Consider the following 21073-nt stretch of genomic DNA (forward strand, 5'->3'; position numbering starts at 1 on the left):
CTGCTCTTCTGCTCAGTTGAAGGCGTGGACGGGGCTGTCCGGGCCGCAGCTGGATGCCCTGATCACCCGTCTGTGGCGGCGCCGCCCGGACAGCGGGTGTGGCCGGCCCTGGTCACTTGCCTTCGGCTACCGGGTGCTGCTGGTCATCCTGGGCTACCGCACGAACCTCACCATGGAGCAGCCGACCGGGCTGTTCGCCACCACCCACGCCGCCGTGCACCGGGTCACCGCCGACCTCGCGCCGCACCTCGCCGCCCTGCCCGGCCCGCCGCCCGCCGACCGGCGGGAGCTGTGGCCGACGGACGACACCCTCATTCCGGTGCACGACCAGCGGAAGACGAAGAAGCCGAAGAACTACCGGCGCAGTGTGAATGTGCAGATCGTCTGCCGGGCAGTTGACCGCCGCATCGTCGCGGTCGACGACGCCTGGCCGGGCAACCGCAACGATGCGGTGGTCTTCCGGGAGACCACCGGCAAGACCCTGCCCGATCATCCCCGCCTGTCCGGCGATGGTGGTTATCCAGGGATCGAGCGGATCCGCTCGCCCCGGCGCGGGCCCGACCGGAAGATCATCAAGGACCGGGATCACCGGCGGTTCCGCAAGCGCCGCGCCGTCGCCGAACACACCATCGCGCGCCTCAAGGACCACCAGGTCCTCCGCCAGTGCCGCCGCAAAGGAGAAGGGATCAACCACACCGTCGCCGGCATCGCCGCCCTGCACAACCTGAAACTGGAGATCAACGACTGACCCCAGACCGCGACTGCCCACAGGAAACCACGTTTGACCTGGCATTACGGGATATCTCTTAACAGGCATGCGCCTGGTGTGCGCCTCCGGCCGGGCGGGCGGCCGGAGGCGCGGTAGTCCTGCGACCGGGTGTCAGTCGAGGGTGGGATAGTCGGTGTAGCCGGTGTGGTCGCCGCCGAAGGACGTGGCACGGTCGGGGATGTTGAAGGGGCCACCGGCGGCGAGGCGCTTGGGCAGGTCGGGGTTGGCGAGGAAGAGGCCGCCGTAGGCGATGAGGTCGGCGGTGCCGTCCTCGATCAGTTGCAGCTCCTCGGGCCCGGTGGGCTCCATGCCGGTGAAGGGGTTGAGGATGAAGGTGCCCGGCCACTGCTTGCGCAGGCGGACGGTGAGGTCGCGGACGTCGGGAGCCTCCATCTGGTGCAGGTAGGCCAGGCCCAGCGGGGCGAGGGCGTCCACCAGGGCGGTGTAGGTGGCGTCGAGGTCGGTGCGGTCGGTTTCGTCGATGTCGTTGTAGGGGTTTCCGGGGGAGATACGGAAGCCGGTCTTGTCCGGGCCGATGGCCTGGGCGACGGCCTTCGCGGTCTCGACGGCGAAACGGATACGCGCCTCGGGAGAGCCGCCCCAGGCGTCGGTGCGCCGGTTGGAGTTGGGGGCGAGGAACTGGTGGATGAGGTAGCCGTTGGCGCCGTGCAGTTCCACCCCGTCGAAGCCGGCCTCGATCGCGTTGCGGGCGGCCGCGGCGTAGTCGGCGATCGTCTCCTGGATCTCGGTCCCGGTGAGTTTCTTGGGGGTGACGAAGTCCTGCGGGCCCTCGTGCGTATAGACCTGGCCCTTGGCCGCGGCCTCGGAAGGGCCGACCGGGGTGAGACCCGTCAGGGTGGGGTGGCCGACCCGGCCGGTGTGCATCAGTTGCAGATAGATCACGCCGCCCTTGTCGTGTACGGCGTCGGTCACCGTGCGCCAGGCCGCGATCTGCTGGTCGGAGTGGATGCCGGGGGTGTCGGGGTAGCCCTGGCCGATCACCGACGGCTGGGTGCCCTCCGTGACGATCAGGCCGGCGCCGGCGCGCTGGGTGTAGTAGTCGGCCATCAGCTCGGTGGGGCTCTGGCCGGGGCCGTAGGCACGGCTACGGGTCATCGGTGCCATCACGATGCGGTTGGCCAGACGGGCTGCGCCCAGTTCGTACGCTTCGAAGGCCTTCGGCATGATCATCTTCCTTGCTCGCGAAAGACGGGCCGCCTCACGGGGGCGGCCCCTTGACTGACAGGCGCCGGTACTGCCGCTCCGGAGCCGTTCCCTGTCCGAACAAGTAAATCCCATGAACCCATCCCGCTCCATACGTGATCCACGTCACCGTGAAGTAAGGACTCCGGTGTTGTGGCAGGCGACAGCCGCACCCGGCATCCCCCGGCACTCCATCCGCTGTACCCTTTACTTGCTCAGTCAACTACACAGGCCACACGAGGAACCCATGAGCCAGCCGGAGACCGCAGACGCCCATCGGCCGACCACAGCCGACACCACGGGACCGGCGAACGTGCGCATGCCGGATTCCGTCGCGGCCGGCGCCATCAATCACGCGATCCTCCGCGTGGCCCGCTTGCACCGCATGCTGGCCGGCCAACTACTTCGCCGAGTAGGTCTTCACCCCGGCCAGGAACTGGTCATGATGCAGCTGTGGGATCGAGGCCCCCAGCGGCAGACCGATCTGGTCCGGCTGCTCGGTTCCGACGCCGCCACCATGACCCGCACCATCCGGCGCCTGGAGAACGCGGGCTTCGTCCGCCGCCGCTCCTCCACCACCGACAAGCGGGTCACCATCATCGAACCCACTGCGGCCAGCAACGCCCTGCGCAGCGAGGTGGAACAGCTCTGGATGGACCTCGAAACCAGCGTCGCCGAAGGCATGACGCGGGCCCAGCAGGCCGAGGCCATCGAAGTCCTGAGCCGGATCGAGGAGAGCCTCGCCCGCGCCACGTCGCAGGACACCTGAGCCTGGCCGGCCCAGACGACGGCCAGGCGCAGGGGCCGGCGGGTGCTCACGTGCGGCCGACGGCCCGCGCGCTCCACGGCACGCGCTGCGACCGCCCGGGTTTGCTGTCGGCCTGTGCGGAAGAGCATCGTTGACATAGCCAGGCCGGACAGGACACGACGATGAAGCCCCACGAGCCGCCGGGGCGGCGCCATCCGCAGCCGCCCGGCACCGTCCTCGACACAGCCCTCGCGGTCGTGGTCACGGACGCCGACAGCCGCATCACCCACTGGAGCGAAGGTGCCCGGGCGCTCTGGGGGCACACCGCGCCAGAGATCGTCGGCAGACCGCTCGCCGATCTGTTCACCGGGGCGGAGGGCGGACCCCGGCATCGCGACGGCCGTCCGCTGACTGCCCAGGTGCACGTGGTTCCCCTGTCGAAGGACGGAGAGGACGGAAGGGAAGCCGGTTTCCTGCTCACGGCGCGTCCGGACGCGGCTCAGGGCGCGGCTCAGGACGCGGCCAGGCTGGAGCCGCTCAAGGGGTGGGCGTTCGACCAGCATCCCTCCCCGCTTTCGGCATACGGTCCAGACGCGCGAGCACTCCACTCGAACGAGGCGTTCGCACGGGCGACGGGGTTCCCCGAGGACCAGGCGCGCGGCAGGCTCATCACCGAGATCGTCCAGGGTGACGTGCACGAAGACACCGAGAACCGCATCCGACGGGTTCTGGAGACGGGCAAGCCGGAGTTCGTCGAGTGCTTCGTCAGGCTGCCGGGCGAGTCGAGGGAGCACGCCTGGGCCATGGACGTCTATCCGCTCAAGGACACGTCCGGCCGGGTGTGCGGCGCGGCCCTGTCCGCGTACGACTACTCCGAGCAATACGACTCCCGGGAGCGGCTCGCGCTCCTGGGTGAGGCCCGCACCCGCATCGGCAGCAGCCTGGACGTGGCGGGCACAGCCCGCGAACTCACCGAGGTCACCGTGGACCGCTTCGCAGACGTGGTCTGCGTCGACCTGCTGGATGCCGTTGTCCGAGGCGACCTGCCCCTGCCGGTCACGCCGGGCCCCGTCCGGCTGAACCGGGCCGCCGTCCGGGCGGCGCACCCGGTGTCCTGGCCGCACCCCGCCCCGGGCGAGACGACACACCATCCCGCTTCGTCACCCGTCGCCCGATGCCTGGCCACCGGCCACGCGGAACTGCACCACGTCACCGACCCCGCCGTCACCCGCTGGTTCGCCGAAGATCCCGTTGATGCGGCTCAGGCGCGGGAATGCGGAATGCACTCGCTGATCGCAGTCCCCATCCGGGCACGGGACACCGTTCTGGGAGCGGCCCTCTTCCTCAGGTGCGCGCCGCTCCACGAGCCGTTCACCCAAGCCGATCTGGCCATCACCGAGGACCTGATCACGCGGGTCGGCATCTCGATCGACAACGCGCGCAGGTTCACCCGCGAGCGTGACGTCGCGCTGGCGCTTCAGCGCGCGCTGCTGCCGCCGGGCCCTGGCCCGCACCCGGCCGCGGAGACGGCGGCACGCTACCTTCCCGCGGGCGGTGACGCTCAGGTGGGCGGAGACTGGTTCGATGTGATTCCGCTGCCGGGAGCGCGGGTCGGCCTGGTCGTCGGCGATGTCGTCGGCCACGGCATCACCGCCTCGGCGACCATGGGGCGCCTGCGCACCGCCGTCCGTACTCTCGCCGACATCGAGCTGCCGCCCGACGAACTCCTCACCCATCTCGACGACATCGTGACCCACGCCGCCGCCGAACGGAGCGACATCGCCGACGAGATCCCCGGCGATGTGGGAGCCACCTGCCTGTATGCGGTCTACGACCCGGTCGCCGGGACCTGCTCCCTCGCTCGCGCCGGTCACCCGGCTCCGATCCTGGTCCATCCGGACGGCACCAGCGGTGTCGTCGGCGCGCCGGCCGGTCCACCGCTGGGGCTGGGCAGCCTGCCGTTCGAGGCAGCCGAGGTGGCGGTGTCCGAGGGAAGCCTGCTCGCACTGTTCACCAACGGCCTGCTCGCCGCCGGCGACGTGGACGAGAGGATGGATGAGCTGCGCCACGCCCTGACGCGGCGCGCCTCCTCACTCGACGGGCTGTGCGACAGTGTCCTGCGCACGATGAACCCGGAACCAGCAGTCGATGACAGCACCTTGCTGCTGGCCAGGTCTCACGTCTTCGGCGAGGACCGGGTTGCCGAATGGGATGTTCCGGTCGACCCCGCTGCCGTGGCCGAGACCCGCCGACGTGCCACGCGGCAGCTCGCCTCATGGGGGTTGGAGCACGTCGCCTTCATCACGGAACTGGTCGTCAGCGAGCTGGTCACCAACGCCATCCGGTACGCCACCGGACCGATCCGTTTCCGGCTCATCAGGAACGAGACCCTGGTGTGCGAGGTCTCGGACGGCAGCAGCACCAGTCCGCACCTGCGCAGGGCACGGCTGCACGACGAGAGCGGCCGCGGTCTGTTCATGGTCGCAGAACTGACCCAGCGCTGGGGCACTCGCTACACCTGGGCGGGCAAGACGATCTGGGCGGAGCAGTCCCTGTCGGAGGAGTGAGCGCGTCAAGGCGCACTGCGTGGCCAGCGGGCTGCTGCCGGTCCTTCCCCTGACTGCGCTCCGTCTCAGTGCCCGGCGCCGACGACGGAGCCCAAAGACCCCACCGGCGGGCGACGGGCGGCAACGCGATCCAGAACGTACTGGAGAGCAAGGCAGCCCAAGCCCCATGCGGCCAGGGTCAGCATGGCTCCGGTGAGATGCGCGTCGTGGAAGTAGGAGGCGCCCCGCAGACCACGTACCGCCGCCGCCGGAGGCATGAACGAAGCCAGTGGGGAGAGCCATGCGGGCAGAAATGTGGCCGGCAGGACTCCACCGGAGGTGGCGTTGCCGAGGATCAGCAGCACCACCGAGGCCACCGGCATGCCGAGTGGCCCGAACAAGCGCAGCAGCAGCCCGGCCGCCGCGGCGGACGCCCAGGCCAGCAACCCCACCACGACGGCGACCACGGCGAACGACGCCGGCAGCGCGCTCAGGGCGGTGTGCGCGATCAGTGCCACCATCACGCCGGAGGCGGCGGAGAAGACCAGCATCGATGTGACGCGGACAGCCAGCCGCAGCCGCGGAGCGATCTGGTAGGAGGACATCGCGAAGAGGAAACCGGCGAGCACCACGCCGAAGGCGGCGTAGAACACCGACAGCCCGCGCGAGTCCCCCGCTGCCAGCGGCAGCACATCCTGCACGGGAACGGGCTTCCCGACCGCCGTCGTCATCGCCGTGGCGAGGCTGGAAACGGTGGACGGCCCCTGCGCACCGGCCACCAGAACACGCGTCCCCCGGCCGTCGGCGACCAGGGCTGCCGGGACCTGGTCGTGGGTGACGGCCTGGCGAGCGGCCTCGGCATCCGGGTAGCGGTAGAAGGTGTACGCGTCGGGTGCCGCGTTGTTGAGGGCGAGCTCCGCGTGGGCGGCCACCTTGTCGGGCGCGGCGATGCCCAAGGGCTGGTGACGCATTGACGGCGCATGGAACGCCGCGAGATAGACGGCGACGAACACGGTGCCGATCGCCAGCGCGGTGACCACAGGTACGAGCATGGCCTTGCGGGCGCCGGCGGCCGCGGCGAGCACCTGAGCGGGAACGCCGGGCTCGGAGTCGACCAGCACGCGCCTGGCATGTCGCGCACGATCGGCTACGGGGTCCACACCGGGATCGTGAGGGGTGTCCCGGGGCGGGACGCCGGGAGGGAAGGTGGTGCCGTGGTGCATGGGGTGAGGAACTTTCCGATGTCAGCGGGGCCGCAGCCCCTTCGGTGGTGTGCTCCTGACGAGACTGCGGGCAGGGGAGGACGAGGGGCGGGTTCGTCACCCCTTGGTGGTCGACCTGTCCCTGGCACCGTAGCACTAATCGCAGGAAATCCTTCACTTACGCGGTTCGAGGGGCGCTGCTGACGTAATCTCAAGGGATCGGCCGACAGCGATCAGCGCTGGTCGGCACGGTCGAGAAAGGACGGGCTCACGGTGACTTCCCGCACCGCCGGCGAGGGCAGCAGGCCGCGGTTGAGGGCCGACGCGGCCCGCAACCGGGCACAGATCCTCGCCGCCGCCCGCACCGCCTTTCGCGAACTGGGCACCGCCGCGTCGCTGGACGAGATCGCCCGCCGCGCCGGGGTGAACATCGCCACGCTCTACCGGCGCTTCCCCGACCGCGAAGCCCTCATCCAGCAGGTGGTGCTCGACGGGTTCACCCTGGTGCTCCAGGCCGCCCGCGACGCGCTGGACACCGCACCGCAGGACCCCTTGGCCGCCCTTGAGAGGTACCTGCTGCGCCTGGTCGAGGAGCGGGACATGCTCGTGCTCCCCTTGATCGGCGGCCCGGTCGTCACCGCACCGGAAGCGATCGAGGTCCAGAGCCGGATCCCCCCCGTTCTCGAGGACCTGCTGGCTCACGCCCGCGCCCAGGGGGCCGTGCGGCCCGATGCCACACCCATGGACCTGATCACCACCGTGGCTCTGGCCTGCCGCCCCCTGCCCTACCTCCCCGCGGCCGAGGCCACCGCTCTCGCCACCCGCCACGTGCACATCTTTCTGGACGGGCTACGCCCGGACGGCGCGCGGCCGCTCCCCTCGTCCCCGACACACGAGGAACTCACCGTGCACCTGCGCACGAGGACCGCGCAGAGCTGAGGTAAACGGCCCCGTCATGCCACCGTCTGCCTGTTCGGCGCGCAGTTGAGGTCCGGCATGCGCAGCAGCTCCGCGGCGTCCTCGCTGGTCATGCTGGCCCGTAGTAGCACGGCCATGGGAGTGTGCGGGTCGGCCGCCCAGGCGTCGAGCATGCCCCGCAGGTAGTTCTCCACCGTCTCCCCGGGATCATCGGTGGTGAGTTCGGCGATGGGAATGCTCCAGTGCACCGCCTCGCGAAACAGTGCGCGCCATCAGGGCGTAACCCTCAGCCTCCGGGTCTTACAGCTCTCTACAAACCTGTAGATTCCTTTCTGCATCACGTGATGGGTTGTGCTGACAAGGAGATGCAGATGGCGCTGTGGGACCGCCTCAAGGACTCGGTCCAGACGATGCAGGCTCAGCTCACGGCGAAGAAGAACGAGTTGAAGAGCGGGGCCTTCCGGGACGCGAGCATGGCGATGTGCGCCCTGGTGGCAGCGGCGGACGGCACGATCGACCCGTCCGAGCGACAGCGCGTCGCCCAGCTCATCGCCACCAACGACGCGCTCCAGAGCTTCCCCCCGGAGGACCTGCACCGCCGCTTCGAGGATTACATCGACGAGCTGACCGCGAACTTCCCTCTCGGCAAGGTGAGCGCCTTGCAGGAGATCGGCAAGGCGAAGAAGAAGCCCGCCGAGGCACGGGCCGTCATCCAGATCGGCATCGTCATCGGCTGCGCCGACGGCCACTTCGACGACAGCGAACGGACCGTTGTCCGCGAAGCCTGCTCGGCCCTGGACATCCCTCCGGCCGAGTTCGACCTGCACCAGCCTCTCCGCGTTCCCCGCCGACACGGAGGCCGGGACGGACTCCCGCGGGTGGCCGGCGACCGGGTGTCACCGCGAGCGGACTCCGGTACGGAGCGGGAGGCGCGTCCCGAAGCCGCCATACCCGGCGACGACCTTCAGGTCTTTCTCAAGGCACTGGCCAGCGGGACCCGCCAGCGGCTCTTTTCGCAGTTCACCGATGGAGAGGAGCTGACGGTCGGCGAGGCAGCGGAGCGTGCCGGCCTCGGCCCGTCGACCACCTCCGAGCACCTCGCCGTCCTCCGGCGCGGAGGCCTGCTCCAGTCAACGCGCACGGGAAAGCTGGTCCGCTACCGCGCTGACAGCGAGAGCATCACCGAACTGCTCGGGCAGCTCCATTTCTATCTCCTCGCCTCATCGGAACCGCAGGACACTCGTCCAGTCTGATGTCCTCGCTTCCGGCCCCGCCGTAGATCGACCGCACCGGTGCGCCGTCCCCGCCCGGCGGGCGACGGTCCGCTCGTCAAGCGATGCTTGTGGCCGTGGCGAACGCGCCGTCGTGGTGGATCAGGGCGGGGCCCTCGGCGGGGCCGCCGCCGGACTGGACCTCGCCGATGACGAGGAAGTGGTCTCCGATCCGTTCGTACCGGGTCACACGAGCGGTGAGCCAGGCCGGTACCCCGTCCAGCACGGGAAGTCCGTCGCCCGCGTCCTGCCAGGAGACACCCGAGAAACGGTCGATGCCGCTGCGGGCGAACCGCTGGGCGAGCGCGGTGTTGTCGGCGCCCAGCACATGGACGGCGAAGCGGTCCGCGCGCTGGACGGCGCCGGCGGTCGAGGCGGTGGTGCCGAGGTAGAACGAGACCAGGGGCGGGTCGAGCGAGACCGAGGTGAACGAGGTCGCGGTGAACCCGGCGGGGCCCGGCACGGTGATGACCGTGACGCCGGCCGCGTGCCGCCGCAAGGTGCGGCGCAGGATGGCGCCCCCTTCGGCTCCGGTGAGGGCGGTGTCCGGTTCGGCGGAGCGGTCGGTGGACACGGTCATGCCGCTTCCCTTCCTAGGGGTGGTGTCGGGTGGTCAGGAATGTGCGGGTGACGCGCCGGTTTCGAGGGTGAGGAGCGGGCGCAGCGCCCCGTCGGCGCGCAGGCGTTCCAGCCACAGCACGATGGTGGCGGCCGTGGTGCGGTGCGTGGCGTCGTTCAGCACGTCGTGCACGCCCTCGTGGAGCACACCGAAGGTCGCGCGCGGCAGCCGGCCGGCCAGTCCGCGGGCCTGCTCCAGCGGGGAGACCGGGTCCGCCTCGCCGTGCAGGACCAGGGCGGGCAGGTCGGGCCGGGGCTCGGGGAGCAGATGTGCCGGTACGGGGCCGAAGAGGCGTCCTCGTACGAATGCCTGGTCGTCGGTGATCCGCTTGCGGTGGGTCGGACATGCGGTGCGCGCCGCCAACTCGGCGTCCCAGCCGGGGTTTTCACCGGTGCCGACGGAACCGGTGGGCGGCGTGGAACCGGTGGGCGGCGTGGCGCCATCCGCCGCCGGTGCGGTTCCGGCGAGGATGAGGCCTGCCGGTGCCAGTGGCGGATCGGCGGCAGCCGCCGCGTGCAGGGCCTGAAGGGCGCCGGTGTCGCTGCCGACCAGGACGAGCGGAGCGACCGGGTGTTCGCCCGCCGCTGCCCGCGCCTCGGCCAGCACCTGCGGCGCCGTGTGCTCCGGTGTCGTGCCGAGGGCGTGCACGACATAGCCGTCGGCCGACAGCCGGCGGCCGAAGCGCTCGTAGGTGCCGCCGTGTTCGCCGCGGCCGGGCAGGACGAGCAGGGTGCCGCGCGGCGCGATTCCGATGGGCGGCTGCCAGCTGTGGACCGTGGTGGCGGGTGCGGTGGTCATCGGGCGTTTCCCGCGGTGGTGAGGGCGGACGGGGCGGTGGCGGCGCGGTGGGCGAGTTCCTGGCGTACGAGGGGGATCAGGTGGCGGCCGTAGTCGATGGCGTCGTCGAGGGGGTCGAAGCCACGGATGAGGAGGGTGGTGACGCCGATGTCGACGTAGTCGAGCAGCGCCTGGGCGACGGTCTCGGGAGTGCCCACCAAGGCTGTGGTGTTGCCGCCCGCGCCGGTCGCGGTGGCGGTGGGGGTCCACAGTGCGCGGTCGTGGAGGTCGGCCCTGGCGGCGGCCGCGAGCAGCCGTTGGGACCCGGTGTTCTGGGGCGCGCGCTCGCCGTTCTGGTGGTGGAAGAACGGGCGTCCGGGGCCGGCCTCGATGGTGTCCAGGATGCGGTGGGCCCGTTCCCAGGCCAGTTCCTCGGTGGGTGCGAGGATCGGGCGGAAGGACACGCTGATCCCGGGCGGCTCGCTGCGTCCCGCGGCGGCCGCGGCGGCGCGTACGGAGGCGATCTGCTCGGCGGTCTCCGCGAGGGGTTCGCCCCACAGCGCGAAGGTGTCGGCGTGCTTGCCGCCCACCCGGTAGGCGGCTTCGGAGGAGCCGCCGAAGTACAGCGGGATGCCGGAGGCACGGGAGGGGAGCACCTGGGAGGAGTAGTCCTCGAACCGGTAGTGGCGGCCCTCGTGGCTGAACGGCTCGGTGGAGGACCAGGCGGTGCGCAGGATGCCCAGGTACTCGTCGGTGCGGTCGTAGCGCTCCTCCTTGTCCAGGTAGTCGCCGTCCTTGCGCTGTTCCGCGTCGTTGCCGCCGGTGATGGTGTGCACGGCGACGCGGCCGCCGGTGAACTGGTCGAGGGTGGCGAAGCCGCGGGCGGCGAGAGTGGGGGCGACGAAGCCGGGGCGGTGGGCGATGAGCAGGCCGATCCGTTCGGTGCGGGCCGCGACATACGCGGCCACCTGGGTGCCGTCGGGCCGGCCGGAGCTGTAGCCGATGAGGATCCGGTCGAAGCCCGCGTCCTCGTGGGCACGGGCGAAGCGGGTGGTGTAGTCGGGGTCGATCGCCGGGCCGGTGGCGGGCCGGGTCTCGGAGGCGTCGGAAGTCCCGATCATGCCGATGAACTCGACTGACGGTGCTTCCGGCGCGGATGGTGCGGTCATGGGTCAGTTGCCTTTCGGTACGTGCGGGTGGGACGGGTCGGACGCGGTGGGCGTGGACCGGCGGGCCAGTGCCGCACGGCCGGTCGCGGTGAGGACGGAGTCGTCCTGCGGGGTGTGCACACGGCCGCAGAGCACGTCCCGGTGGTGCCGCTGAAGTGGGTTGGCGTGTGTGAGGCCGTGGTTGCCGGTGAGTGAGACGGCCTGGTCGACGGCGCTGATGGCGGCACGGATGCCGAGGACCTTGGCGACGCCCGCGTGTTCGGCGGCCTCCGGGTCGCCCGCGTCGACGCGGGCGGCGAGGGCGTCCACGAGCGTGTCGGCGCCGATGAGGGCGGCCTCGATCTCGCCCACGGCGCTCTGGAAGCGGGGCAGGGTCGCGAGCGGCGCGCCGAGGGCGGTGGGCACGCGCTCGTGGAGGAAGCCGATCAGCCAGTCGCGGGCGGCGCCGGCGACGCCGAGGTACAGCGCGGTCAGCCCGAGGGCGTTCCAGGCACCGGTGACCGGGTCGGGGCGGGCGCCCGGCGTGTCGCCGGGCTCGGCGAGGTCGATGACGTCACCGGCGGGGATCCGTACGGAGTCCAGGACGACGTCGTCGCTGCGGCTGGCCCGCAGGCCGACGTGGTCCCAGGTCGGCTCCACGGCCAGCCCGGGGCTGCCCGCGCGGACGATGAAGGTGCCGACGCGTACGGGCTCGCCACTGGTGGGCTCGGTGCGCGCGAAGACCAGCATGCGGCTGAGCCCCACCGCGCCCGTGGAGTAGATCTTCCGGCCCGTCAGCAGCCAGTGGTCGCCGTCGCGCCGGGCGGTGGTGGCGGGCAGCCCGCCGCGGATCGGGCTGCCCAGTTCCGGCTCGACCCGCAACGCGTTGACCAGGGCCGGCCCCGCCGCCGACTCGGCGAGCAGATCGGCGTAGGCGGTGGCCGGCCAGGCGGGCGTACGGGCCTCGACGGCGTGGACGAACAGGGTCATGGCCGTCACCAGGGCCACGGCCGGGTCCCCGGCGCCCAGGGCGCGCAGGATGCGGACGGTGTCGGCGAGTCCGGCCCCGGGCCCTCCGTGCCGCGCGGCGACGGTGGCTGTGAGCAGCCCGGCTTGGTGGACGAGGGCGACCCCTTCGGTGGGGAAGGAGGCGTCGCGGTCGTGTGCGGGGGCGCGGGCGGCCAGCGCCGCGGCGAGCGCGGGAAGCCGGGCGGGGTCCGGGGGCGGGAGCGCGGTGGGGCGGTGGGTCCGGTCGGTGGTGGAGGTCACGGGGTCTCCGGGGTGGCTGTCTCGTCGGCGGTCGTGGTTGCTTTCTCGTCGGTGGTCGTGGCGGTGCGGTGTGCGGCGCCCGCGGTGGGCCGGGGCCCGGCGGGCGTGGCGAGCACAGGCGGCGGACGCCGGACGGTCACCGGCGGGGGCTCGCCCGCGTACTTCTCGGCCTGGACGAGCGCATGCTGGCCCGTGCACCCCTGGGTCAGGCGGGAGCTGGGGATGTCGGCGGTCAGCGTGTTCGGGTTGCCATGCGCGCACAGCACGCCATCGCCGTCCGGCACGCCGTCGCTCTCCGGTACGGGGTCGAACCAGGCCCCGGTGGGCAGCCGCAGCACGCCGCGCCGCAGCCCGTCGCTGAGTACCGCGCCCGCGAGCACCGCGCCGCGGTCGTTGAAGATCCGGACGATGTCGCCGTCCTGGATGGAGCGGTCGGCGGCGTCGTCCGGGTGGAGTTCGACGGCTTCGCGGCCCGCGACCTTGCCGGCGAGGCTGAGCGCGCCGACGTCGTGCTGGCTGTGCAGCCGGGAGGCGGGCTGATTGGCGATCAGCAGCAGGGGGTGCCGGTGGGTGTCGGGGCTGCCGGGCCACTCGTCCGGTTCCAGCCAGGCGGGGTGGCCGGGGCAGTCGGGGAGGCCGAGGGCGGCGATGGTGGCCGAGAAGATCTCGATGCGGCCACTCGGGGTGGTCAGCGGGTGGGCTCGGGGGTCGCGCCGGAAGTCCTCGAAGAGGGTGAAGTGGCGCGGGCCTTCGGGCAGCCGGTACTCCCCCGCCGTCCAGAACTCCTCGAATGCGGGTACGTCCTGGTGGCCGAGGTCGCGCATCCGCCCGCGCCACTCGCCGTAGAGGTGCTCCAGCCACTGGCGCGGGGTGCGGCCCTCGGTGAAGCGGTCGGCGAAGCCGAGGCGGGTGGCGAGGGCGGCCAGGACGGTGTGGTCGTCGCGGGCCTCGCCGACGGGGTCGACCGCGCGGTGCATGGCGATGAGATGGGTGTCGCGCCGCCCGCCGCCCATGTCCTCGCGTTCGAGGGTGGTGGTCGTGGGCAGGACGATGTCGGCGTGCCGTGCGGTGGAGGTCCAGTACGGTTCGTGGACCACGATGGTGTCCGGGCGGCCGAAGGCCCGCCGCAGCCGCCCCAGGTCCTGGTGGTGGTGGAAGGGGTTGCCGCCGGCCCAGTACACCAGCCGGATGTCGGGGTAGGTGCGGCGCTCACCGTCGTAGTCGTAACGCTCCCCCGGCGACAGCAGCAGGTCGGCGATGCGGGCGCAGGGGATGAACTCGGCAACCGGGTTGGGGCCCTGCGGCAGCCGGGGCAGGGGCAGCTGGGGGCCGTCGTCGCCGACGTCGCCCATCGAGCCGTAGCCGTGTCCGAAACCACCGCCGGGCAGGCCGATCTGGCCGAGCATGGCGGCGAGGGCGAGCCCGGCCCAGACGGGCTGTTCGCCGTGCTGGGCGCGCTGGAGGGACCAGGTGACGGTGATCAGGGTGCGGCGGGCGGCCATCCGGCGGGCGAGGCCGCGGATGTCCTCGGCGGGGATGCCGCAGATGCGGGCGGCCCAGTCGGCGCTCTTGGGCGTGGCGTCGGTGTGTCCTTCGAGGTAGCGGGCGAAGACGTCGAAGCCGGTGGTGCAGCGGTCGAGGAAGGCGCGGTCGTGCAGTCGCTCGCTGAGGAGGGTGTGCGCGAGACCGAGCATGAGCGCGGTGTCGGTGGCGGGGGCGACCGGGTACCAGGTGGTGTCCAGCTCCTCGGGCAGGTCGGCGCGGAGCGGGCTGACCAGCGCGACATGGGTGCCCGCGGCGGCGAGTGCGCCGAGGTGGCCGGGGGTGCGGTGGCGCGTGATGCCACCGGGGGTGACGTACACGTTCTTGGCGGGGATGCCGCCGAACGCCACGATCAGCTCGGTGTGCTCGACGATGGTGGGCCAGCTGCTCGCGGAGCGCAGCACGGCATCGGCGCCCGATGGCCCGACGAGGTGGGGCAGCAGGACGAGCGAGGCGCCGAGGCTGTAGCTGTTGCGGGAGGCGGTGTAGCCGCCGTACTGGGCCAGGAAGCGGTGCAGCTGGCTCTGGGCATGGTGGAAACGCCCGGCCGAGCCCCAGCCGTACGAGCCTCCGAAGACGGCCTGCGGACCGTGTTCGTCGCGGACGCGGGCGAGTTCGGCCGCCACGAGGTCGAGCGCCTCGTCCCAGCCGACCTCGACGAAGGGCTCGTGGCCGCGCCCGCCGGAAGGGGCGGGTCCGTGGTCGAGCCAGCCCCGGCGCACGGCGGGCCGGCGCACGCGGGTGGGGTGGCGCAGTGCTCCTTCGATGTTGCCCAGCAGCGGGGACGGCGACGGGTCCTCGGGATGCGGCCGGATCCCGAGGCCGCCGTCGGGCCGCGGGCGCACGCTGTAGGCCCCCCAGTGGGAGGTCGTGGGCCGGGCCGGGGCCGCGGAGTCGCTGCTCATACGGGGACCACGGCCTCGTCGCCGGCGGGCTCTTCGGCGGCCAGGCCCGCGCGCCAGGTGGCTGCGTGGTGGCAGGCGACCGTACGGCGTGTCGCGTCCTCGTCCAGCTCGTCGGCGGCCGGGGCGACGGGGCGGGGCTCGTCGCGGCAGTGCGCGTCGGCGAACCGGCAGCGGGGTGCGAAGGCACAGCCTTCCTCCTCCGGCCAGGGCTCGCGGTTCGCGTGCGGGCGCAACTGGGCGGGAAGCAGCACGTGTTCGCTACGGACGCTCGGTGCGGAGGCGGTGAGCAGGGCGGTGTACGGGTGCCTGGGGCGCTCCAGTACGTCGCCGATGGGGCCCTGTTCGACGAGTCGGCCGCGGTAGAGGACGGCGACCCGGTCGGCGATGCCGGCCAGTGTGCTCAGGTCGTGGGAGATGACGACGACGGCGAGGCCGAGTTCGCGGCGCAGCCGGTCGAGCAGGCCCAGCACGAGGTTGCGGTTGGACGCGTCCAGGGCGCTGACCGGCTCGTCGCTGAGCAGCAGCCGGGGCCGGGTGACGATGGCGCGGGCCAGGGAGACGCGCTGCCGCTGCCCGCCCGAGATCTGGGCGGGCGCGCGCGATCCGAGCTCGGCGGCGTCCAGGCCGACGAGGGCCAGCGCCTCGTCGGCCCGCTCGGCCCGCTCCCGTCTGCCGAGCTCCCCGGCGACCGCGAGCGGCTCGGCCACGATCTGTCGTACCGTCAGGTCCGGGTCCTGGGACCGCAGCGGGTCCTGGAACATGTACTGCACGCGCCCGGAGCGCCGGAAGGCGCGCAGTTCGCCCCGGCGCAACCCGGTCAGCTCGCGTCCGTCGAAGCGAATCCGCCCGCTGTCGGGGGCCACAAGACCGACGGTGGCGCGCGCCAGGGTGGTCTTGCCCGAACCGGTCTCGCCGATGATGCCGACGATCTCCCCGGCCCGTACGGTCAGGTCGACGTCGGCCAGAACGCGGGTGGCGCCCGCGCGCCGCCAAGAGGTGGCACGGCGGCCGTACGAGGCGGACAGTCCGCTGATCTCCAGCAGCGGCGCCGCGTCCCCCCTCGTGGTGTCCTCAGGCCTGAGGAGGACACCCGCGCGGACACCCGCGCCGTCCCCGGGCCAGGAGGGGTGGGCGGTGGTCATGCCGGGGCTCCTTCGGGCTCGGGCGCGGGGGCCACCGTGGCGGCCGACGGGTCGGGCAGCCCGGCGGTGCGCAGGCAGCGCGCCCGGCGCCGGTCACCGGCGGTGCGGAGGGCGACGGGTGCCGCGGCGCACTGTGGTGTGGCGTACGCGCAGCGGTCGGCGAACCGGCAGCCGGGCAGTTCCGCACCGGTTTCGGGGGGCCGGCCGGGGATGACGTCGAGTTCACGGCGTCCCCATGCGCCGATCGAGGCGACCTTGAGCAGTGCCTCGGTGTAGGGGTGTGCGGGCGCGGCGAGCACGTCGGCGGTGGGGCCGTCCTCCACGATCTCCCCCGCGTACATCACCAGGACGCGGTCGCAGTGCTCGGCGACCACCGCCAGGTCGTGGGTGACCAGCAGCAGGGCGAGCCCCCGCTCGGCGCGCAGCCGCCCGAGGAGTTCGAGGATCTCGGCCTGGATGACGACGTCGAGCGCGGTCGTGGCCTCGTCGGCGATGAGCAGTTCGGGTTCCAGGGACACGGCGATGGCGATGAGGACCCGCTGGAGCATCCCGCCGGACAGCTCGTCCGGGTACTGGTGGAAGACCTCGTCGGGGCGGTGCAGGCCGACGGCCGAGAACAGCTCGACGGCGCGGGCGTGCGCCGCGGACCGGGACAGGCCGCCGCCCACTCTCAGTTGCTCGGCGAGCTGGCGCCCGACCGTGAGGGAGGGGTTGAGGTACGAGGCGGGGTCCTGGAAGACCGCGCCGACGCGCCGGCCCCGGACGGCGTCCCACCCTCTGCGGGTGAGTTCGGTGAGTTCGGTGAGTTCGGTGAGTTCGGTGGCCGCGCCTTCGCCGCCGGCGTCCGTGCCCAGGCCGATCCTTCCGCCGGAGATCTCACAGCCGCCGGGCAGCACGCCCAGGACGGACCGGCAGGTCAGGCTCTTGCCGCTGCCGGACTCCCCCACCAGGCCGACAGCTTCGCCACGGGCCAGGGTGAACGACACCCCACGGACGGCCTTCACCTGCCCGCCGATGGTGACCTCGAGGCCGTCGACGCTCAGTGCGGGACCGGCCCGCCCCTCGGCTCGGGACTCAAGCGGTCGGGACACGGCCGGCCTCCTCGGGGCTGGAGTGGGACGACGAGCGGGGGCGGGAGGTGGCGCGGACGGCGGCATCTCCCGCGCCCGGCGCGTCGCTGTCGCGGATCGCGTCCGCGAGGATGTTGAGGGCCCCGACGGTGATCATGATCGCGGCGCCGGGAATCAACGGGGCCCAGGGCTGCTGGGCGAGATAGCTCAGGTCGGAGGCGAGCATCCCGCCCCAGGTCGGGGCCGGTGGCTGGACGCCCAGGCCCAGGAAGGTCAGGGAGGCGACGACCAGGAGCGCCTGGCCGATGGCCTGTCCCGTGGTGACCGCGATGGTCGGCAGGATCTTGCTCCAGACGTGGGTGCGCAGGATCCGCCGTCGGGTCGCCCCCATCAGTTCGGCCGCCTCGACGTACTGGGCCTGCTTGAGCCCGAGGGCCGCCGCCCGCGTGACCCGGAAGTACAGCGGCGCGAACAGCACGCCGAGCGCGAGCATCGCCTGGTGCATGCCGTTGCCGAGCGCTCCGACCACCGCGATCGCGAAGACCGTGAACGGCATGATCATCAAGGTGTCGGCGGCGCGCTGGGTGCTCCACTCGACGGCCCGCCCCAGCCACACCGACGCCAGGCCCGGCACGATCCCCAGCAGCATGGCCGCGGCCACGGCCTCCAGCGCGCCCGCGACGGACAGCCCGGTCCCGGCCAGCAGTCTGCTGAGGACGTCGCGCCCCAGATAGTCGGTGCCCAGGAGGTGTTCGGCGCTGGGCCCGCGCAGCATGCTGGCCGGGTGCTGCGCCAGCGGGTCGTACGGGGCGAGGGCGCCGCCCGCCACGGCCAGCACCGCGACCACGCCCAGGACGGCCAGCGCGACGCGGGCCGACGGAAGCCGCCAGGTGCGGCGCAGTGTTCTCAAGGGGTGCTCCCTTCCCGCGCCGGGCCACGGCCCCCCGACGCCTGCCGGCGTGCGGCGGCCGGATTCAGGGCGGCGAGCGCCGCGTTGACCGCGAGGTTGGCGATGAGCACCACGCCGATGGTGACCAGCAGGGCGCCCTGGATGACGGGGATGTCGTGCTCCTCGGCGGCCTGTAGCGAGAGCCGGGCGATACCGGGCAGGTTGAAGATCTTCTCGGTGACGACGGCGCCGCCGATGATCACCGGCACGCTCAGGCCCAGGACGCTCAGCGCGGGCCCGGCGGCGTTGCGCAGCACATGCCCGAACAGCACCCGCCGAGTGGAGAACCCCCGCATCTCCGCGCCGGTCACGTAGTTCTCGCGCAGCGCCCCGACCAGCGAGGTGCGCAGCTGACGGGCGATGGCGGCGGCCGCGTCCAGGCTGAGGGCGACGGCGGGCAGGAGCGCGTACCGCAGCCACTGTCCCGGGCTCTGCCCGAGCGGTACGTACCCTCCGGTGGGCAGCGTGCCGAGTTGCACCGCGAAGACCACGATCAGCACGATCCCGATGAGGAACGGCGGCAGGGTGGCCAGCACCGAGCAGAAGAGGGTGATGGCCCGGTCGAGGCGTCCGCCGTTGTTCATCGCCGCCGCGATGCCCGCGCCGCCGCCCAACACCACGGCGAGCAGCAGCGCGAGACCGGCGATGGACAGGTCCACCGGCAGCGCTTGGGCGATGCTGTCGGCGACGGGAACGCCGGTGAACCAGGAGACGCCCAGGTCGCCGGAGAGCGCGTTGCCGAGCCAGCTCAGGTACTGCGCGTACAGGGGCCGGTCGAGACCGAACTGCGCCTCCACGCGGGCGATTTCCGCCGGAGTCGCGTTGTCACCGAGCACGGCGGCGGCCGGGTTGGCGTCGGAGAGGGCGCCGAGGGCGAAGGTGAGGAGCGAGGCCAGCAGCAGGACCGTCGCGGTGGCCGCGAGCACCCGGCCCAGCGCGCGGGGCGCGCGGGCCAGCCGCCGCGTCACCGCTGCCGGCGGTGAGGGCCACACCGGCCGCGCCCGCTTCGGTGGCGCCGCCGACCCGCGCGACCGGGCCCCTTTCCGGCCGTCGCCCGTCAGGGCGGGAGCGCTCATGAGACGGTGACCCCCTCGAACCGCTGGACGACGGTGTAGTGCGGGATCTCGGAGACCTTGGGGTTGCGGGCCAGGATCCGCGGGATGGTGTAGAGGAAGATGTTCGGCATGGTCCGTACGGCGATGCCGACCGCTTTCTGGAGCCGTGCCGGGTACTCGGCGGCGTCCAGCGGGGTGCGGCGCACGGTCTCGAGCGCCTTCTCCAGCTCGGGCGAGGTGGTGCGGCCGATGTTCATCAGCCCTTGCTTGCCGAAGAGCACCTGGAAGGCCTGGGTGGCGGACTCGCGCCCGGCGAACTGGTCGAGGTAGAAGGACTTGCCCCGCTGGACGTAGACGATCTGGGTGGCGCGGGCCTGGGGAATGGTTTCGAGCTTCGCCGTGACGCCGACCTTCTTCAGCTGGGCCTGGATCAGCTCCGCGACGCCTTCGGCGTTCTGTGCGGTGAGCGTGATCTCGAGACCGTCCGCGTGACCCACCTTGGCCAGCAGCTCCTTCGCCTTCTCGGGGTCGTAGGGGAACAGCTTCTCCAGCTCCGGGTCATGGCCCGGATAACCCGCGGGGAAGGGCTGGTGGGAGACCTCGCCGTAGCCGAAGGCGCCGGTCTTGAGGAGTTGCTCGCGGTCGATCGCGTGCTTCAGGGCGCGGACGACGTCGGGGTCGTCGAACGGCTCCCTGCCGTTGTGCACATCGATGACGGACACCACCATGGAGGGGATGACCTGCACCTTCAGACCCGCCTTCTTCGCCGCCTCGACCTGGCTCCCGGGGATCTGCGCGACGTTGTACTCGCCGGACTTCAGGGAGGCGACGACCGTCGAGGGCTCGGGAAGCGGGTGGACCTCGAAGTTCTCCACCTTGATCTGCCCGGCGTCCCAGTAGTCGGGGTTGCGGCGAAGCACCGCCTTGGAGTTCTGGACGTAACTGACGAGGGTGTACGGGCCCGCGCCCGCGGGCTTGGTGGCCAGGCTCGCCGGGTCGCTCTCGAAGACCTTGTAGTTGACGACCATGCCGGTCTTGCCGGCGAGGAGAGCGGGGATCTGGAAGTCGGGCTCGGCCAGGCGCAATTCGACGGTGTGGTCGTCGACTGCGGTGACCTTTTCGACACCGGTGAGCTGGGGGGCGACCAGCGACTTCGCGTCGTCACGGCCGCGTTCGAGGCTCTTCTTCACGGCGGTGGCGTCCAGCGGTGTCCCGTCGCCGAACTTCAGGCCCTTGCGGAGGGTGAAGCGGACCACGGTCCCGTCGTCGTTGTACGTCCAGGAGCCGGCGAGGGCGGGGACCGGGTCGCCCTTGGGGTCGAGCTTGGTGAGCGCGGCGTAGACCAGCGAGAGGTCGTGTACGTCCCATCCGGCGGTCGAGGTGACCGGATCCCAGGAAGTCGGCAGCTGCCAGCCCCACTTGAGGGTGGCGGCCGCGCCTGCGGCGCCCGTCGTGGACTGGCCTCCGCAGGCGGTGAGTGCGAGCGCCGCTCCGGCGCCGAGGGAGAGCCCGAGGAAGGAGCGCCGGCCGAGGCCGGAGCCGGACGGGGGGAGGTCGGTGACGGGAGGTGGGAAACGGTGGTTCGGCACGGGGGCGCGCACCTTTCTCGGCCGTGCCGGTCCTTTCGGGTACGCGGGCAGAGCCGTACGGCGCCGGGTGGGGGCGCGAGGCGGAAGGGGGCGGAGACAGGGGTGTTACGGGAACGGCAGGTCGGGGGATGGGCCGGTCGGGCTCGTGCGGTGCGTCGGCCCGCCTGGCGCACCTCGCGGTTGCGCCGTGAGGGCCGCGGCGTGGCGGGAACGGCTCCGGGCGCTGACGCCCATCGGGGGCCACCGCCGCGGGTTGCGACCCGCCGCGAACGGCTCGCTGCTGGTCCGGCCAGGTGTCATACCGCGGCCCGAGAGCCGACGACCGGCTCTCCGGGCGGGAACTGACGAAGT

At 72.3% G+C, this 21073-nt stretch carries 18 protein-coding genes and 1 pseudogene; 6 read left to right on the forward strand and 13 right to left on the reverse strand.

The window, feature by feature from the left end; all coding sequences use genetic code 11:
- Positions 1 to 16: 16 nt before the first annotated feature.
- Positions 17 to 748 (forward strand): transposase, encoded by a 732-nt coding sequence (locus ACWY4P_RS03920; RefSeq protein ID WP_456208686.1) that lies wholly within the window; start codon positions 17 to 19, stop codon positions 746 to 748.
- 132 nt (positions 749 to 880) lie between these two features.
- Here the strand turns inward: ACWY4P_RS03920 and ACWY4P_RS03925 are convergent, their stop codons facing one another.
- On the reverse strand, positions 881 to 1954 hold the full coding sequence (locus tag ACWY4P_RS03925) for an alkene reductase (protein WP_456208687.1): 1074 nt from the start codon (positions 1952 to 1954) through the stop codon (positions 881 to 883).
- A 265-nt stretch (positions 1955 to 2219) separates the two neighbouring features.
- Between ACWY4P_RS03925 and ACWY4P_RS03930 the strand changes: the two genes are divergently transcribed.
- Together ACWY4P_RS03930 and ACWY4P_RS03935 are read left to right on the forward strand one after the other, a co-directional pair.
- Positions 2220 to 2741 (forward strand): MarR family winged helix-turn-helix transcriptional regulator, encoded by a 522-nt coding sequence (locus tag ACWY4P_RS03930; RefSeq protein ID WP_456208688.1) that lies wholly within the window; start codon positions 2220 to 2222, stop codon positions 2739 to 2741.
- 161 nt (positions 2742 to 2902) lie between these two features.
- A complete protein-coding gene (locus tag ACWY4P_RS03935) occupies positions 2903 to 5287 on the forward strand; it encodes a SpoIIE family protein phosphatase (protein WP_456208689.1) in 2385 nt (794 codons plus the stop codon).
- Positions 5288 to 5352: 65 nt separating this feature from the next.
- Here ACWY4P_RS03935 and ACWY4P_RS03940 read toward each other — a convergent pair whose 3' ends face one another.
- On the reverse strand, positions 5353 to 6387 hold the full coding sequence (locus tag ACWY4P_RS03940; RefSeq protein WP_456208690.1) for an ABC transporter permease: 1035 nt from the start codon (positions 6385 to 6387) through the stop codon (positions 5353 to 5355).
- A 354-nt stretch (positions 6388 to 6741) separates the two neighbouring features.
- Between ACWY4P_RS03940 and ACWY4P_RS03945 the strand changes: the two genes are divergently transcribed.
- Complete coding sequence (locus tag ACWY4P_RS03945; RefSeq protein WP_456208691.1) at positions 6742 to 7407, forward strand: TetR/AcrR family transcriptional regulator; 666 nt, start codon at positions 6742 to 6744, stop codon at positions 7405 to 7407.
- 14 nt (positions 7408 to 7421) lie between these two features.
- On the opposite strand, the gene ACWY4P_RS03950 is transcribed toward ACWY4P_RS03945, so the two are convergent.
- Positions 7422 to 7634 carry a hypothetical protein gene (locus tag ACWY4P_RS03950; RefSeq protein WP_456208692.1) on the reverse strand — a complete coding sequence of 71 codons (213 nt, stop codon included), beginning with the start codon at positions 7632 to 7634 and terminating at the stop codon, positions 7422 to 7424.
- A gap of 123 nt (positions 7635 to 7757) precedes the next feature.
- Here ACWY4P_RS03950 and ACWY4P_RS03955 point away from each other — a divergent pair.
- Positions 7758 to 8210: pseudogene (locus ACWY4P_RS03955) on the forward strand (tellurite resistance TerB family protein); the annotation flags it as partial.
- Between the two features lie 69 nt (positions 8211 to 8279).
- Positions 8280 to 8639: an ArsR/SmtB family transcription factor gene (locus ACWY4P_RS03960; RefSeq protein ID WP_456212801.1), complete on the forward strand. Its 360-nt coding sequence runs from the start codon at positions 8280 to 8282 to the stop codon at positions 8637 to 8639.
- A gap of 76 nt (positions 8640 to 8715) precedes the next feature.
- Here the strand turns inward: ACWY4P_RS03960 and ACWY4P_RS03965 are convergent, their stop codons facing one another.
- From ACWY4P_RS03965 to ACWY4P_RS04010, 10 genes are read right to left on the reverse strand one after another with little or no spacing between them, the layout of a single operon-like run.
- The gene (locus ACWY4P_RS03965; RefSeq protein ID WP_456208693.1) at positions 8716 to 9237 is read right to left on the reverse strand and encodes a flavin reductase family protein; all 522 of its coding nucleotides are present in this window, start codon (positions 9235 to 9237) and stop codon (positions 8716 to 8718) included.
- Positions 9238 to 9270: 33 nt separating this feature from the next.
- Complete coding sequence (locus tag ACWY4P_RS03970) at positions 9271 to 10074, reverse strand: alpha/beta hydrolase (RefSeq protein ID WP_456208694.1); 804 nt, start codon at positions 10072 to 10074, stop codon at positions 9271 to 9273.
- Positions 10071 to 11222 carry an LLM class flavin-dependent oxidoreductase gene (locus tag ACWY4P_RS03975; protein ID WP_456208695.1) on the reverse strand — a complete coding sequence of 384 codons (1152 nt, stop codon included), beginning with the start codon at positions 11220 to 11222 and terminating at the stop codon, positions 10071 to 10073. Before ACWY4P_RS03975 ends, ACWY4P_RS03970 begins: the two co-directional genes overlap by 4 nt.
- Positions 11223 to 11225: 3 nt before the next feature.
- Positions 11226 to 12470: an acyl-CoA dehydrogenase family protein gene (locus tag ACWY4P_RS03980; protein WP_456208696.1), complete on the reverse strand. Its 1245-nt coding sequence runs from the start codon at positions 12468 to 12470 to the stop codon at positions 11226 to 11228.
- Complete coding sequence (locus ACWY4P_RS03985) at positions 12467 to 14917, reverse strand: molybdopterin-dependent oxidoreductase (RefSeq protein WP_456208697.1); 2451 nt, start codon at positions 14915 to 14917, stop codon at positions 12467 to 12469. Before ACWY4P_RS03985 ends, ACWY4P_RS03980 begins: the two co-directional genes overlap by 4 nt.
- Positions 14914 to 16059 carry an ABC transporter ATP-binding protein gene (locus ACWY4P_RS03990; protein ID WP_456208698.1) on the reverse strand — a complete coding sequence of 382 codons (1146 nt, stop codon included), beginning with the start codon at positions 16057 to 16059 and terminating at the stop codon, positions 14914 to 14916. Before ACWY4P_RS03990 ends, ACWY4P_RS03985 begins: the two co-directional genes overlap by 4 nt.
- Entirely contained in the window at positions 16056 to 17150 is a 1095-nt protein-coding gene (locus ACWY4P_RS03995) for an ABC transporter ATP-binding protein (RefSeq protein WP_456208699.1), read from the reverse strand. Before ACWY4P_RS03995 ends, ACWY4P_RS03990 begins: the two co-directional genes overlap by 4 nt.
- Complete coding sequence (locus tag ACWY4P_RS04000) at positions 17134 to 18039, reverse strand: ABC transporter permease (RefSeq protein ID WP_456208700.1); 906 nt, start codon at positions 18037 to 18039, stop codon at positions 17134 to 17136. Before ACWY4P_RS04000 ends, ACWY4P_RS03995 begins: the two co-directional genes overlap by 17 nt.
- Positions 18036 to 19154, reverse strand: a complete 1119-nt coding sequence (locus ACWY4P_RS04005) for an ABC transporter permease (protein WP_456208701.1) — start codon at positions 19152 to 19154, stop codon at positions 18036 to 18038. The genes ACWY4P_RS04000 and ACWY4P_RS04005 overlap by 4 nt, the downstream gene beginning before the upstream one ends.
- A complete protein-coding gene (locus ACWY4P_RS04010) occupies positions 19151 to 20722 on the reverse strand; it encodes an ABC transporter substrate-binding protein (protein WP_456208702.1) in 1572 nt (523 codons plus the stop codon). The genes ACWY4P_RS04005 and ACWY4P_RS04010 overlap by 4 nt, the downstream gene beginning before the upstream one ends.
- Positions 20723 to 21073 lie beyond the last annotated feature (351 nt).

It is taken from the genome of Streptomyces sp. LZ34 (genome assembly GCF_053890475.1).

Coding starts and splice junctions, on each gene's coding strand:
- ACWY4P_RS04005 (WP_456208701.1), bottom strand. CDS start 19,154: ATGAGCGCTCCCGCCCTGACGGGCGACGGCCGGAAAGGGGCCCGGTCG.
- ACWY4P_RS03975 (WP_456208695.1), bottom strand. CDS start 11,222: ATGACCGCACCATCCGCGCCGGAAGCACCGTCAGTCGAGTTCATCGGC.
- ACWY4P_RS03935 (WP_456208689.1), top strand. CDS start 2,903: ATGAAGCCCCACGAGCCGCCGGGGCGGCGCCATCCGCAGCCGCCCGGC.
- ACWY4P_RS03990 (WP_456208698.1), bottom strand. CDS start 16,059: ATGACCACCGCCCACCCCTCCTGGCCCGGGGACGGCGCGGGTGTCCGC.
- ACWY4P_RS03930 (WP_456208688.1), top strand. CDS start 2,220: ATGAGCCAGCCGGAGACCGCAGACGCCCATCGGCCGACCACAGCCGAC.
- ACWY4P_RS03985 (WP_456208697.1), bottom strand. CDS start 14,917: ATGAGCAGCGACTCCGCGGCCCCGGCCCGGCCCACGACCTCCCACTGG.
- ACWY4P_RS03970 (WP_456208694.1), bottom strand. CDS start 10,074: ATGACCACCGCACCCGCCACCACGGTCCACAGCTGGCAGCCGCCCATC.
- ACWY4P_RS03925 (WP_456208687.1), bottom strand. CDS start 1,954: ATGCCGAAGGCCTTCGAAGCGTACGAACTGGGCGCAGCCCGTCTGGCC.
- ACWY4P_RS03965 (WP_456208693.1), bottom strand. CDS start 9,237: ATGACCGTGTCCACCGACCGCTCCGCCGAACCGGACACCGCCCTCACC.